Source organism: Paenibacillus radicis (ex Gao et al. 2016), assembly GCF_014641555.1.
In the GTDB taxonomy this organism is placed as follows: Bacteria; Bacillota; Bacilli; order Paenibacillales; family Paenibacillaceae; genus Pristimantibacillus; species Pristimantibacillus radicis.
In genome coordinates, this window is sequence record NZ_BMHY01000003.1 from 1 (window position 1) to 14,223 (window position 14,223).

At 51.3% G+C, this 14,223-nt stretch carries 11 protein-coding genes; 3 read left to right on the forward strand and 8 right to left on the reverse strand.

Translation table 11 applies throughout. The annotated features are described in order from the left end of the window. Nucleotides 1-600: 600 nt before the first annotated feature. The 3 genes from IEX98_RS08725 to IEX98_RS08735 are packed head-to-tail and all read right to left on the reverse strand — an operon-like array spanning nucleotide 601 to nucleotide 5,118. The gene (locus tag IEX98_RS08725; protein ID WP_188888575.1) at nucleotides 601-1,683 is read right to left on the reverse strand and encodes an SIS domain-containing protein; all 1,083 of its coding nucleotides are present in this window, start codon (nucleotides 1,681-1,683) and stop codon (nucleotides 601-603) included. Next, a complete protein-coding gene (locus tag IEX98_RS08730; protein ID WP_188888576.1) occupies nucleotides 1,680-4,127 on the reverse strand; it encodes a glycoside hydrolase family 9 protein in 2,448 nt (815 codons plus the stop codon). Before IEX98_RS08730 ends, IEX98_RS08725 begins: the two co-directional genes overlap by 4 nt. Next, nucleotides 4,120-5,118, reverse strand: coding sequence for an ROK family protein (locus tag IEX98_RS08735; RefSeq protein WP_188888577.1), 999 nt, complete (start codon nucleotides 5,116-5,118; stop codon nucleotides 4,120-4,122). Before IEX98_RS08735 ends, IEX98_RS08730 begins: the two co-directional genes overlap by 8 nt. Before the next feature lie 257 nt (nucleotides 5,119-5,375). On the opposite strand from IEX98_RS08735, the gene IEX98_RS08740 reads away from it, so the two are divergent. Next, nucleotides 5,376-6,440, forward strand: coding sequence for a LacI family DNA-binding transcriptional regulator (locus IEX98_RS08740; RefSeq protein ID WP_188888578.1), 1,065 nt, complete (start codon nucleotides 5,376-5,378; stop codon nucleotides 6,438-6,440). Between the two features lie 94 nt (nucleotides 6,441-6,534). Here the strand turns inward: IEX98_RS08740 and murI are convergent, their stop codons facing one another. After that, the gene (gene murI / locus IEX98_RS08745) at nucleotides 6,535-7,308 is read right to left on the reverse strand and encodes a glutamate racemase (protein WP_188888579.1); all 774 of its coding nucleotides are present in this window, start codon (nucleotides 7,306-7,308) and stop codon (nucleotides 6,535-6,537) included. Nucleotides 7,309-7,432: 124 nt separating this feature from the next. Continuing rightward, on the reverse strand, nucleotides 7,433-8,359 hold the full coding sequence (gene rbsK, locus IEX98_RS08750; protein WP_308421768.1) for a ribokinase: 927 nt from the start codon (nucleotides 8,357-8,359) through the stop codon (nucleotides 7,433-7,435). Nucleotides 8,360-8,604: 245 nt separating this feature from the next. Here rbsK and IEX98_RS08755 point away from each other — a divergent pair, with 245 nt between their 5' ends. Both IEX98_RS08755 and IEX98_RS08760 read left to right on the forward strand, forming a co-directional pair. Continuing rightward, on the forward strand, nucleotides 8,605-9,360 hold the full coding sequence (locus IEX98_RS08755; RefSeq protein WP_188888580.1) for an exodeoxyribonuclease III: 756 nt from the start codon (nucleotides 8,605-8,607) through the stop codon (nucleotides 9,358-9,360). A gap of 219 nt (nucleotides 9,361-9,579) precedes the next feature. Next, complete coding sequence (locus IEX98_RS08760) at nucleotides 9,580-10,584, forward strand: ABC transporter substrate-binding protein (protein ID WP_229692063.1); 1,005 nt, start codon at nucleotides 9,580-9,582, stop codon at nucleotides 10,582-10,584. A 385-nt stretch (nucleotides 10,585-10,969) separates the two neighbouring features. On the opposite strand, the gene IEX98_RS08765 is transcribed toward IEX98_RS08760, so the two are convergent. The 3 genes from IEX98_RS08765 to IEX98_RS08775 form a co-directional block, all read right to left on the reverse strand. Next, nucleotides 10,970-11,800, reverse strand: coding sequence for an energy-coupling factor transporter transmembrane component T family protein (locus IEX98_RS08765; protein ID WP_188888581.1), 831 nt, complete (start codon nucleotides 11,798-11,800; stop codon nucleotides 10,970-10,972). Next, the gene (locus IEX98_RS08770; protein ID WP_188888582.1) at nucleotides 11,797-13,509 is read right to left on the reverse strand and encodes an ABC transporter ATP-binding protein; all 1,713 of its coding nucleotides are present in this window, start codon (nucleotides 13,507-13,509) and stop codon (nucleotides 11,797-11,799) included. Before IEX98_RS08770 ends, IEX98_RS08765 begins: the two co-directional genes overlap by 4 nt. 135 nt (nucleotides 13,510-13,644) lie before the next feature. Further along, nucleotides 13,645-14,205, reverse strand: a complete 561-nt coding sequence (locus IEX98_RS08775; RefSeq protein WP_188888583.1) for an ECF-type riboflavin transporter substrate-binding protein — start codon at nucleotides 14,203-14,205, stop codon at nucleotides 13,645-13,647. Nucleotides 14,206-14,223: the final 18 nt, after the last annotated feature.

Consider the following 14,223-nt stretch of genomic DNA (forward strand, 5'->3'; position numbering starts at 1 on the left):
GAACAATTCTCATACGTGTTTCTTCTTTCAGTCTTTTGCCACCCATACCGAATCATCTCCCTTTTCTTTATTTTAATGTATTTGGGTAGGGAGACTCTAGTTTATTTAGGGGGCCTTGGAGGTTTTGCCTGAAATCGGCGATTTTATCCGAATCAACCTGCAGATTTACATTTTGAGCAGCTTTTAGGGCGCAAAATACAAAATCAAAATGCACTTTTACATTTTGAGCTGCAAGCGACAGTATAGCGATGCAATCGTTGGCTGTATGAGCAGCATGGGTTTCATGTACATAACGGGCGTCATGATGCACACACATTGAGTTGCATGGCACATACAGTAAGTTACTTAACGAAGGCGTGACAAGGTACATTTTGCAGATGCAATGTGTGACTGAACAATAAGCAACAAAGCTACCGGTGCAATGAGTCACTATATTAGCACAGAATGACATGGCGGCGAATATGACCGTATATGTCCCAAACAGCAACTGTCCCGGCGTATCTGGAGAGCATCCCTCCATCACAAAAAGCACAAAGAGGACCCATTCAGCCGCTGTTAGCGGGAATGTGGTCCTTTTCTTTTTTTGTGACTCAGCAGAAATTAAGCGTAATCGCCCGGCTGCGTCTTGCTGCGCATCGCCATGCCGAAGTCGGTGTAGATCCGGTTGGTCAGGTCGATGCCGCGGCCTCCGGCAATATGATGGGCCAAAATCTGAAACGGAATGATGAGGGCAAGCGGCGCCTGGAATTCATCTAGCTCGACGCCTAGCCCCAGCGTACGCCCCTCCGAGGAAGCTGCCAGCTTAACCGTATACGTATACGGTGTAATTCGGCTTTCGTAGCTGCGCAGCAGCTCCAGCCTTTCCTTCACTGCGCTTTCCGTCTCTAGAAAGAAGATCCGGTGCTCGGGATTCACTTCCAAATACGGGCCATGCATGAACGCCTCCAGCTCGATGCCCTGAGACGGCATACGGACCGTCTCGCAAAACTTCGTCTCGATCTCTTTAATCGTTCCGACGACAGGGCCGCTGCCCACAGCGGTAAAGCGCGGAGCACTGACGAATTCGGAGCTGTAGCGCTCATAGAACGCTTCCGTTGCCGCAATGATGGACGGAATAGCGGCCGCCGTTTTACGGAAAGCAGCAATCTGCTGCTCCACCTCCGCTGCTGTCGCTTTCCCTTTTCGCTCCCCGAGATGAAGCCCTGCCAGCATGAGCGTCAATACGGTTCCTGTGAAGCCTTTAGTCACATACCCCACCCGCTCTTTGCCGCAGCCGATATCAACGGTCACATCCGCCGTTTCCGATATCGCGCTCTCCGTATCGCTCGCAAAGGCAATCGTGGCAATGTCCCGCTCCCGGCGCACGCGCTGCAAAGCGCCAATCGTCGAGGTGCTTTGTCCGCTCTGGGAAATGCCCAGAGCCAGATCGGTGTAAGGCGACAGCCGGTCGTAATGGGTGAAGTGGAATGGCTCCTTCACTTCGATCCGGACATCGGCCCATTTCTCGATATAATATTTGGCGCTGAGCGCCGCATTGTAGCTGGAGCCTGTGGCGAAAGCGAGCCAGTCCGTTTTGTCCAGCGCCGCATCCGCGAAAGCACGGACGTTGTCCGGATAACTCGCCAGAATGCTCTCGACCATCTCCTGCTCTTCCAAAATATACGTCATCATCGTTGGCTTCATCGTGATCCCTCACTTTTCTTGTCGATGGCATAAAGATCGGCTACGATCGACAGCCATTTGCCGGCGTTGCCTGTCCAAACCTCTTTATAGGTCGCATTGTTGAATTGGGGCCAATAAGGCTCATCCTCGTTGCCCCAGGTTTGAATGCCGACCGGAATTTCCCCCGTCATTTCTCCGCCTAGAACCGAATATTGCTGTGCGTACCGGTAGCCTTCGCCATGCATGAGCGACTGGGCGAACGGATTTTTCCCAACGATCCATTGAAGCTGACCCTCTGCGATCCCTATCAACTCAGCATCTCCCAAGTAAGCGCCCGCCAATGAAGCCGCCTTGCCCGTGGAGAGCAGAATCGCATTGTTGCCGCGGAAAGAGAACCATGCCGGGAAACGGCGCAAATAATAGGAGTCGTTCAGCTTAACGCCATGCCCCAGCTGTACACTGTAATCTTCACGCGCGCGTTCATCCGTCAACAAATGCTGGTAGCCGAAGCTTTTCTCATCAAGATGCTCATCAACGTGATAGATCCCGCTCGAAATCATCGGATAAGGCGCCGTATAGGCAGCCAGCTTTTTCAGATAATCGCCATAGCTTTCAATGGACTCCTGCCAGCGTCCAGCATCTTCATGCCCCGGCTGCGTCTCCCGAATCGCGACCAAAGCAAGCAAATACAAATGCTCCCTAGCTTGATGATTGAAATGCTGCACGACTTTCTTGTCCGGATTGCGGTAAAAGAAACCGGCTATCATCGTTCCGTTATCCAATGAGAGACCCATCAGCTCCTGGCTTTCCAACACATAGCTGATGAATTTCGCCGCATGGACAGCATAGCGCTCATCACCCGTCGAACGGTACAGCATCGAAGCTGTCCAGGAGGCAGTCGCCATGTACAAGCTCTCCGAGGTCTGATACGTATGCTCCCAAAAAATCGGCTTCTGGTCGATACCATGCTTCGCAAATTCCGCCATTGCAAATTCGAAATCCTCTTCAGCGAAACGCAGCAGTCGTTCAGACAAAGCCGGATTTACCGTCTTGATCCGCTTATGAATATAGGCTTCAATGCCGGCAAGGTAGAAGTTTTCATAGGCCTGATTGTGAACGCGCGCCGCCGCGTCATCCATATTGCCGATACGCCCGTCCGTCCAGCGGGTAATACCGGCGCTTGTCGCACGATAGCCGTCGCCAAAGCGTGTCTTCAGCAGAAAGTCCAGTCCCCATTCGCCTTCCTCGATCAAACGCAAATACAAGTCGCCGTCCAATCCTTCGACTTTCTCCGCCATCTCGAAAAGTGCAAACGCGACTTCGGCCGTCTGAACGGTTTGTTGGGATACGTCACCTGCATCATGCCAGCCGCCGTTATAGGACAACACAGTTCCCTCATGCTTGGCGACGATATCGGCATGGCAGCTGCCGTGAATGCCTGGAACGGGGTAGCCGCAACGTTCACAAAAAATAAAATTCAACGATTTCCATACCGAAGACTGCCAGACTTCCGCTGCGCTGCCAATCGCGAAAGTTTCTGTACGAAGGTCTCCGGCTTGCAGCCAGTACAGCCCGCTCTCGGAAAACGCGGAAAAGTCATACGTCGCAAAACGTCCTAATCCCGTATCGATATAACCGACTGCACTGGTAAAAGCGATCTCGTCGCTGCCAGCATGCTTCAAGTGGAAGCGGACTTCCTCCCGTCCTTCCCCCTCAGCCTCAGCCGCATTCGCATCCGCCGCCGAGAAAGCTGTTTTCGCCCCGGATAGATTGTAGCCGCTATGCGAGTAAATAATGTCGCCGGCCTTTGGCGTCCAGCCTTTGGAAATTTCATGTCCAGCTACTTTCTCCAGCCTTGCTGCACGAAGCGTCAGCTCCATCCGGTCGCCCGTCGCACGATCCTTTCCGTTCAGATAATAGCCGACTTCCAGCTCGGTAACGGCATCTCTGGGCAGCTCCCGGATTTCCAAATGGATGACGTTCCATTGCCTGTTTTTCAGATTGACGCCGTGATAGCCTTCGCGATGATAAATATCCGGTATCGCAATTGCGCCCTCGTTTTTAAATTTCATGAATAAGTACGTATTCGGTACACCGGGAAAATCGGGGTAAACCTCGATTGTAATCCGGTTGTAAGTCTCCCAATTAGCACGGTCAAACGACTTGACCATCGAAGCGATGCCGAAGTTGACGTAATCCCCATCAGCAGGGGCCCCTTCCGGCCAATGCGGCATCAGCGTTGGAGAGCTGAGCGTGACCGCTTGCTCCTTCGTGAAAGTTAAAGTGCCAGGTCCGCGGTGGTTCCACTCGGAATTCTCTCCTGCTGATTCTCCACCAAAAAGCGCAAGTTCCTCAAGTACCGGTTCGGCTTGCTGCTTATGCTCCAAGGAGCGTCTCTCATACAGCGGCAGCGGCCGATGAATGTAACCCGACCTCACAATATCCTCCAGAAGCTGCTTATCCATCACTCTTCATCCCCTCTCCATTTCGCTTGCTTGCCCGCCAGCCGGCCAAAGCGGCACCTGCCAATCCGACCTCTATCGTCGATTGCTTCGTCTGCACGAGCGGATGAGCAACGAAGCGCATCGTCTTCGGATTCAAGTACGATTGAATCCGTCCGGCAAAATAATCGTTTTTCACGACGCCGCCGCCCAGCACGATCGTATCCGGGTCGCTGACCCGCACCAAATTCATGATAAGGGCTGCCAGCGCTTTGGCCGCATCTTCACTTACTTTAAGCGCCAGTTCGTCGCCGCCCTGTGCAGCCTCGAATATCACTGGAGCAGCAACTCGTTCACCGCTTGCCGGTGACGGCAATGGCAGCGAGGTTTCCGGGTATTGGCTCCTAAGCGCCGTTACCCGCTCATGCAAGCCTAGGCCTGAGGCAATCCGCTCCACGCAGCCCCTCCGTCCGCAGCCGCAAACCACATCGCTGTCCATAGAAACGACCATATGGCCGATCTCCCCAGAGTTAAAGCTGGCACCGTTCACATATTGCCCTTCTGCGACCATGCCAGCGGCAATACCTGTACCGACGTTGAGGTAGATGAAATTTTGCGACTCTTTTCCCCAGCCAAATTGCTGTTCGGCTTTCGTGGCGCAGGCGACGTCATTATCAATGCCGCAGATCAGTCCGTAACGCTGCTCGATAATGCCTCGTACATCAAGCACTTCCGTCTTGCCAGGCTCAATTTCGATCCATATGCCCCGCTGCTCGTCTACCCGTCCCACGAGACCGATACCGATTGCGAGTTGTTTTTCCGCTTGAAATCCTATCGTCCCTTTATAATCGTCTATCGCTCGTATAATGGCTGCTAGCGCAACCGACTGTGTTGTCGTATCGCTGGGGTAAGCTTTGGTGCCCAGAACGTTTCCGTCTGGCGTAACCTCTCCTACAACGATGCTGGTTCCTCCAAGATCGACCGCCAGAACGGATTCCGTAGCCTCTTTCTTCAACGTGATGCACCTCCCGTTAACTTGGTAACGTTACCAAATGGAATGATGAAAATGCTGTCACTGCAAAGATTATCAGACGAAAAAAAGACTGTCAATCGTTATATTTATCGCCTTTCAAACCCAATCTCACAATCCATGCCTTTCTCATTGATCATTTGGCCGCCAATTTGGTATCGTTACCAAATACCTGTTGCAGACGCCGTCAAGTTGCGTTAGAATCGAAGCATCGGCAAGCAAGCTTAAAGGATGTGGCATTTTTGAAAAGCAAGATTACCATTACGGAAATCGCTGAGAAAAGCGGCGTCTCCGTCTCCACCGTATCGCGCGTGCTGAACAACAGTCCTTCCGTATCGCCCAAAAAACGGGAGCGGATTCAGCAGGTGATAGACGAATACGGCTATACACCGAGCATTTTCGCCAGAGGCATGATTAATCATAAAACGAAAAACATCGGGGTCATATTGCCCGACATTACGAATCCCTATTTCGCTTCCCTCTTCTTGCAAGTGGAAAGCTTTGCGCTTAAGAACAATTACGCAACCTTGCTGTTTAACACGATGTTCTCGCGGAACGCCGACCGCTACGACGAAACCATTGCAGAAGAGGATTATTTCAAAATCATTCTGGAGAAGCAGGTCGACGGCGTTCTCATACTAGGCGGCCAAATCGACAAGGAAGACGTTCCCGCCTCGTTCGTCGAAGCGCTCAACCAGCTCCACCGGCAGGTGCCGGTCGTCATTATGGGCTCTAAGATCGAGGGCTGCAGCTGTCTGTTCGTAGAGCGGAATTTGAAGCAGGGCGTAACGTCACTCGCCCATCACTTTATCGCGCTGGGCCATGAGCGTATCGGCTTTGTCGGCGGCGAGCCGGGCATTCGCATCACAACCTCGCGAATTGAAGCTTTTACACAGTCGATGAAGGCGCTGGGCCAAACCGTGCAGCCTTCTTACATCGTACCGTCCGATTATTATGCGCCCGACGGCTATGAAGCCATGATCCAACTGCTGGACAGCAATTCAGACCGTCTGCCAACGGCCGTCATCGCTATGAACGATATGGTCGCCATTGGCGCACTCCGCGCCCTGAAGGATCGCGGCTTGTCATGCCCGGAGCAAATTGCAATCGCAAGCTGCGATCAGTTCCAGCAGAGCGACTACAGCATTCCGCGCTTGACCTCGATGGATCAGCACAATGATTATTTGGGCCGGATGGCCGTGCTGCAATTGATCAGCGCCATCAACGGCTCCGATGAAACGATCAGCCTCAACCATTCGCCGGAGCTGATCGTTCGCGAATCCTGCGGCGCTGCCAACAAACGATAATGCCTTGGAATTCATTAGCCCGATAACATACAAGAAGCCGCCGGCGTCGCGCCAGCGGCTTCTTGTATAGATTCTGCCCTAGAGCAGTATTATGCTAATCGTTCAACTCCCGGACAAAAGCGAGTGCTGTCTGCATTTTATCCAGATAAGCAGGCTCATTGCCCGAGCTCATAAAGCTGACGCGGCCGGTTCCGTTATGCGCGATGCCGGATCTGGTAAGCAAGGCCGACAGCCTGCGAACGGTGCCCGCGTTGCCATCAACAATCTGAATATGCGGAGGCAGAAGCTCCCGCAGCACATTTCTGTAAAAAGGATAATGCGTGCATCCAAGCACGATAATGCCGTAATCGTCCAAATTGTAGGCGGACAGCTTCTCGTGGAAATATTGTGCCATCACTTCTTTATCGAACTGCAGGTTCTCGCAATAGCGAACCAGCTCCGGAAGCGGCAGCGAGTCCACGATGCCGCCCTCGTCCACGCGGGAGACGAGCGCGTAATATTTCGGCAGTTGCAGCGTAAGCGGCGTCGCGAATACGAGCACCCTTTTGCCCGTGGCGTGATTCATCTCTACTGCTGGCTTTACCGCCGGCTCCATGCCGACGATAGGCAGTGAGTAAACCTCTCTCAGCTCATTCACCGCAATGCTAGTTGCCGTATTGCAAGCAACGACAAGCGCATCAATGCCTCTCTCCATCATCATGCTGACGGATTCCATCACATAAGCTTTAACATCGTCTTTCTCTTTCGTGCCATAAGGAACATGAAGCGTGTCCGCCATATACAAATAATCCTGTGCAGGGAGCCGCCGCAGCGCTTCGGCAAGCACGGAAAGGCCGCCGATCCCCGAGTCGAAAAAACCGATTGTCATCGTATCATCGATTCCTAACCTATGTAGTCGCAAACTCTATTCCAGCATATTACGAATACGTCCATACGGCAAGACCCGACTCTTACAATTCCCATGCCAAATAAGGGGATTTGAAAATTCTAATTTAACGGCTAGTGTTAAAAGCCTGCACATCCGCCATCAGCGGCATGCCATCCTGCGCCCCAAACTTCGTAACCGCCAGAGCCGATACCTTCGATGCCAACGCAGCAGCGGCTTGAATATCCTCGCCGATCGACAGCGCATAAGCCAGACCAGCGTTATAGGCATCGCCCGCTCCCGTTGTATCGACAACCGGTACGGTATAAGCCGATTGGGAATGCAGCTTTCCGCCGCGCTGTTTGAAGACCGCTCCATCTCCGCCAAGCGTCGTTACGACCGTATCCGGTCCCAGCGCAAGCATAGCATCCATCGCCTGCTCCAGCTCGCCGTCCGAAGTCCCCAGACCCGTTAGCAGCTCAAGCTCGGAACGGTTTGGCGTGATCACATCGACGCAATCGAGCAGCTCTTGCGGCAGCTTTTGTGCAGGTGCAGGGTTTAGAATAACCCGCTTCCCGTGTTTTTTCGCCAGCACCGCTGCGGCTGTCACCGTCTCCAGCGGAATTTCGAGCTGCAGCAATACCGTGTCCGCCGCTGCAATGACAGGTTCCAGTGCCGCTGCATGCTCAGGCAGGCATTGCGCATTTGCCCCCGGTACAATGACGATCATATTGTCATCAGGCGATACCATAATAGAGGCAATGCCTGTCGACTCCCCTTCCAATTGCCGGACCTGACTATGATCGACACCGCTGCGCTGCAGCGACCCCAGCAGCTCCTTGCCGAATGCATCGCCGCCAACAGCTCCCGCCATTGTGGTGTGTGCACCAAGACGCGCCGCTGCAACGGCTTGATTCGCCCCTTTTCCGCCTGGAACAAAATGCGCCTCCCGTCCGGTCAACGTCTCTCCGTGCACTGGAAAACGATCCATTTGTACAACGATATCCATATTCAAGCTTCCTATTACTACAATATGTGGCTGATTCATTTTCATCCGCATCCCTTCTGCATCCCTGACAACATCTTGTATGTACAGCTTCATAGTACGAATGCCGCTAATGTTTGTCAAACGCCTTGTCCCTGTGTATAGTCTGCCCGCTTTTCTTGGGGCTCTTGTATAAAGCTATTAATTAGTAGAGCCAGTTATCCCTGTTTCTCCATCTATTCTATCAGAACATGCCTCCGCCTTTGTATGTTACACTAGAATCAACATGATAGATTGTAAGGAGACATGCGCGAATGAAGCTCGTATCTTGGAACGTGAACGGCCTGCGGGCCTGCGTCAACAAAGGATTCATCGATTATTTCAAGGAAGCGGACGCCGATATTTTTTGCGTGCAGGAGACCAAGCTGCAAGAAGGTCAAATCACCCTTGAGATTGGCGAGGAATACGAACAATTTTGGAATTATGCGGAGAAAAAAGGCTACTCCGGCACAGCCGTTTTCACCCGAGTGAAGCCCTTATCGGTAAGATATGGCCTGGAAGAAGACTACGAATCTGAGGGCCGAATCGTCGCGCTGGAATTCGAAGGCTTTTATCTCGTCAACGTGTATACGCCGAATGCCCGGCGTGATCTGTCGAGGCTGGAGCTGCGGCTGGAATGGGAGGACCGGTTCCGTGCCTTTTTGCTAGAACTAGACAAGAAGAAGCCGGTTATCGTCTGCGGCGATCTGAACGTTGCCCATGAGGAGATCGACTTGAAAAATCCGAAGCCGAATCTCGGCAACTCCGGGTTTACGCTGGAGGAACGCGGTAAAATGACCGAGCTGCTGCAATCCGGCTTCACCGACTCCTTCCGCCATCTCCATCCCGAACGGACTGACGCCTACAGTTGGTGGTCCTATATGCCGAAGGTGCGGGAGCGAAATGTCGGCTGGCGTATCGATTATTTCCTCATTTCTTCTCAATTGCAGCCTGCTATCGTTAGCGCTGATATCGAGCCTCATATTACTGGCAGCGATCACTGCCCGGTGACACTTACGATTGATCTATAGTTTTTGAGTGGGGACAGCTCCGGTTATAGCCGGGCTGTCCTTTTCTGTTGCCTCTTTATTCACCAGCCGGGCTGTCTGGATAACCTCCTTTCCTCTTCCTATTCTTTTCAGTAGACATCCCAATTGATATTTGTTATTATTCATTTGATAATGATTCGCAATATCATATATTGTGAAGTTCGAAACGGCATTCAATTGATAAACTGGAGGGTTTCACCTGTGCCAAACAAAAAATCTTTACTTACTCTCGCCGCTCTGCTGCTTGTGCTGACGGCCATCGTATCCGCTTGCGGATCGAACAATTCAAAGGGCAGCAGCACTTCTGCGAACAAAGCTGAGAGCACGGCTGCGCCGGCTGCAACTGATGCTCCTCAAGCCGAAGAGCAATTCCGTACTTATAAAACCGATAAAGGCGATGTTCAAATTCCGGTAAAACCGCAGCGTATCGTAACGGACTACTACGGCGGCGAGCTGCTGTCAGTAGGCGCCAACGTAGTTGGCGTAGAGCCAACTACGTTCGACAATCCGTTTCTGAAAGATTTGCTGAAGGATGCCAAAGAGGTTGGAGCTCCTGCTGACCCGGAAAAAACGCTGGATTTGAAGCCTGATCTGATTGTCGTTATGTATGATGAAAACTATGAGGCACTTTCCAAAATCGCGCCAACGATCCACATTCCTTACGGAACGACCAGCAATATTTCCGAAGCCGTAAAGCTGTTCGGAGACATCGTTGGTACCCCAGAGAAAGCCGATGAGTTCCTCGCTAATTTTGATAAAAAAGCAGCGGAAGGACGCGAGAAGCTGAAAGGCATCATCGATGAGAACGCAACCTTCGGCTTATACGAGCTGACAGATAAAGGCGAGCTGTGGGTATTCGGCGACAACGCCGGACGAGGCGGCCAAGCAGTCTATAATGCGCTGGGGTTAAAAATGCCGGAGAAAATCTCCGCGGATAAAGCGACGACGCAGCTTTCCCTTGAAGTGCTGCCGGACTATGCAGCGGACTATATGTTCCTGACGACTTACGATCCGGAGAAAAAAGGTGAAGAAATCGGCAAGCTGAAAAACTCCCCGGTATGGAAAAATCTTGACGCGTCGAAGAACAATACGATCTTCTACAACGATTTTGACACCTTCTACCGCTACGATCCGATTGCAATAACCGGCCAAATCGACATGATCGTCGATATGCTGATCGCCAGAAGCGAAGAAAACAAAAAGTAGAACTGTTCTACAGCAAAGAGGCCGCCCTAGGGACGGCCTCTTTGCTGTAGCGTAAAGCCGCACTATACGATGAACAAAATGTAAAAATACAGTTTGAAAGCCGCAAAAAGAGCCAAAACCGCTCTCAAAATGCAAAAGTGCACTTGAAATCGCTATATTTCGTCCTAGCGGGCTATTTTCGGCTAATCAAAATGCATATTTGCATTTTGAAGCTAGAAATCGTCAATTATGCAACTGACAAACTGCAGTTTTACATTTTAATTCAAGATGCAGCAAATTCACAATAAGAAAGACAGATTAAAAGACTGACAGCAGCAAGCCTCCAGACATTCCGCACAACAGAAAGGCCGCCTCCCCAGGATACGGCCTTTCTACTAAATATCATTTAAACAAACGGATTATAAAACCGGGAGCCATTGCTGACCGTTAGCGTAATCGACACTGCCATCACAATTAGAATGACAGCAAACGCGGCATAGTCACGAGCAGTGAACGACTTTGCGTTATACCAGGTTCTGCGCTTATGACGGCCGAAGCCGCGCAGCTCCATAGCCGCGCTTACTACCCCAATCCTCTCCACGCTGGAGAGAGTGAGCGGCAAGAGGATGGAAACGACATTTTTCAGCCTCTTGAACAGTTTTTCTTTTCGCGACGTATCAATTCCCCGTGCTTGCGCAGAAAAGGAAATATTCTGATAGTCGCGCTGAATATCGGGGATATAGCGCATCGCTAGCGCCACGGCGTACGAGATTTTATAGTTGACCCCAATCCGATTGAGCGACGCCGCAAACTCGCTTGGGTCTGTCGTGAGAATAAACAACAAAGCAATTGGAACAACGGTCAAATACTTCAGCATAATGTTGAATTGGTAGAACAACTGCTCCAGCGTCACACTATACCAGCCGATAATATGGAACAGTTCATGCGTTGTTCCGTATATTTTGACACCCTCATGCGGAGAAAATAAAAAGATAGCAATATGGTTGAGCAAAAAGAAAAACAGAATCAAATAGAGCACAAATGAATAGTCGCGAAACTTCACTTTTGATAGGGCGAACATAATCAAGCTGAACAGAAACATCGCAAGCAGGCTGCGGGTATCATACGTAATCATCGAAACAACGGACCATAGGGCGAAAAAAATGAGCTTCGTCGAGCCCGCCAGCCGGTGAATAGGTGAATCCAGACGCTTGTAGCTTAGCATTTGTACCTTCATCTGCCCCTCACCCTCCGGTCATACGAGATAAAACGGCTGACAAATTCCCGTGGATTGGCAAGTCCCGCCCGCTGCGCCAATTCAAAGACGGACGTCTCTTTTAAATCAGCGGCTTCCACAATGGAGGCATCTGTTAAAATATGAGCAGGCGTATCGTCGGCCAGCTTCTTGCCGTCCGCCAATACGATAGTCCGATCCGCGTACTCCAGCATCAGATGCATGTCATGCGTAATCATTACTACAGTCATGCCCTCCCGATTCAACGTCCGCAGAAACTCCATCATTTCGTTGTAGTGTTTAAAATCCTGGCCCGCCGTCGGTTCATCTAGAATAATAACCTCGGGCTCCAGGACGAGAATCGATGCGATCGTGACGCGCTTCTTTTGCCCGAAGCTTAGCGCAGATACCGGCCAATTGCGGAATGGATACAGTCCGCATATTTTTAAAGCCTCATAGACTCGCCGCTCAAGCTCCTCCCCTGTTACGCCGCGCACTTGCAGCCCAAGTGCTACCTCATCAAAAATTTGCGTCTTGGAAAGCATATGGTTCGGATTTTGCATGACGAAGCCAATGCGTTCCGCTCGTTCCTTAATAGTGTCGGAGCGCATATCTGCCCCTTGGTACTTCAGCACGCCGGAGCTCGGCCGGTAGAATCCGCAAATCAGCTTGGAAAGCGTCGATTTGCCTGCGCCATTTTTGCCAACAATGCTGACCATTTCCCCTTTATTAATGCGGAGGGAGACATGCTCCAAGATAAGAGAATCCGGCTCGTATCCAAAAGACAGATCTTCGATTTCTAGCAAAGGTGTGCCTTCCTTCAAACGATCCTCCTCTGGCTGAGCATCCTGCCAAGCTTGCAGCTCCGCCGAGCAATGCTCGACCCGAAGCTCATCGACCCGCTCCAATCTCATCTCGCCTCGCAACTGGCAGCCCGCATACTTTAAAGCGGTAATATAAAGCGGCTCGCGAATCCCCGTCTGCCCCAGCAATTCAGAACGAAGCAGCTCGCTTGCCGATTGATCTGCGATTATACGCCCTTCCTGCATGACGATAATGCGGTCAACGTCACGGTGCAGCACATCCTCAAGCCGGTGCTCAATAATGATAACCGTCTTATTCATTTCCCGATGTACACGGTCAATTAGCTCAATCGCAAGCTTTCCTGTATGAGGATCCAAATTGGCGAGGGGTTCATCAAACAGCAAGATGTTCGCATCGCTCACGAGCACCCCTCCGAGTGAAGTGCGCTGCTTTTGGCCGCCGGACAGATTTTGCGGAGCATCGCCCAAATGCTTGTCCATACCGACAGCTAGTGCCGCTGCCGCCACTCTTCGATGAATCTCGGCCTGTTCCATCGCTTCGTTTTCCAGCTTAAAGGCGATGTCCTCCGCTACCGTTAACCCGACGAACTGCCCATCAGGATCCTGAAGCACCGTTCCGACCAATTCGGAGAGCTCAAATATGCCCAGCTCTTTTAACGGCTTGCCCTGAATAGCAGCAGAACCACTAAGCTCGCCTGAATAAAAAGCAGGAACCAGACCATTGATGCAGTGGCCGAGTGTACTTTTGCCCGAGCCTGAAGGGCCAACGATCAGCACCTTTTCCCCCTCGTATATCGTCAGGTTAATCTCGCGGAGCGTAGGTTCGGATTGCGCCCGATACTGAAAACTAAAATCTTCAAATTGGATGACTGGTTTTCTCTCGCTCATGTCAGCTTCCTCTTCATTGTTGAAAAATAGGAAAGCCGGTGCAGCTCACCGGCTTTCGCGCTTAATCTATAACGTTCATAACGATCCGATCAGTCTAGACTTATGACGATAAAATATGCAGGTATAACTGATCGTTTACACTTCTTTGGTAAGACTTCCCTGTCTCGTTCTCGTCTTGGAATAGGCAAGCAGCAGCAGCGTACCAATAATGCCTACCGTTACAATATTAGCCGCTCCTGCAACAACGCCTTGGGCGAATACTTTGTTAACCGGCTCTGCATAGATGAAAATATCCAGGGAAGGCGCCACAACAAGCCATGCAATGACGTTGGCGACGATTTGAAACAGGTTGAATTTCAAAATTTGCCGCCCCCCAAATTGGCCGTCCTCAATCTTCAATCTGCCGGAAGCCAGGCCAATGATGAGTCCAACAAGGGCAGATGCGATGACCCAGCTGAACCACGGTGATCCATAAAAGATTGCATCCTTGAGCGTATGACCGATCAAGCCCACTAATACGCCAGCAATCGGCCCGTAAAGCACCGCTATCAGCGCAAGCAGTGCGTAGGTTGTCTCAATATTCGTATCAGGGAGACCCGATGGAATGGATCCGAATCTTCCCAGAATGACGAATAAAGGCGAGCCGATACCTACTGCAACAAAAGTGCTGATCGATATTCCGTTTCTTTTGGCCATTTACTATTCCTCCTAATC

Coding starts and splice junctions, on each gene's coding strand:
- IEX98_RS08770 (WP_188888582.1), bottom strand. CDS start 13,509: ATGAGCGAGAGAAAACCAGTCATCCAATTTGAAGATTTTAGTTTTCAG.
- IEX98_RS08730 (WP_188888576.1), bottom strand. CDS start 4,127: ATGGATAAGCAGCTTCTGGAGGATATTGTGAGGTCGGGTTACATTCAT.
- IEX98_RS08725 (WP_188888575.1), bottom strand. CDS start 1,683: ATGAAGCCAACGATGATGACGTATATTTTGGAAGAGCAGGAGATGGTC.
- murI (WP_188888579.1), bottom strand. CDS start 7,308: ATGACAATCGGTTTTTTCGACTCGGGGATCGGCGGCCTTTCCGTGCTT.
- rbsK (WP_308421768.1), bottom strand. CDS start 8,359: ATGAAAATGAATCAGCCACATATTGTAGTAATAGGAAGCTTGAATATG.
- IEX98_RS08775 (WP_188888583.1), bottom strand. CDS start 14,205: ATGGCCAAAAGAAACGGAATATCGATCAGCACTTTTGTTGCAGTAGGT.
- IEX98_RS08755 (WP_188888580.1), top strand. CDS start 8,605: ATGAAGCTCGTATCTTGGAACGTGAACGGCCTGCGGGCCTGCGTCAAC.
- IEX98_RS08765 (WP_188888581.1), bottom strand. CDS start 11,800: ATGAAGGTACAAATGCTAAGCTACAAGCGTCTGGATTCACCTATTCAC.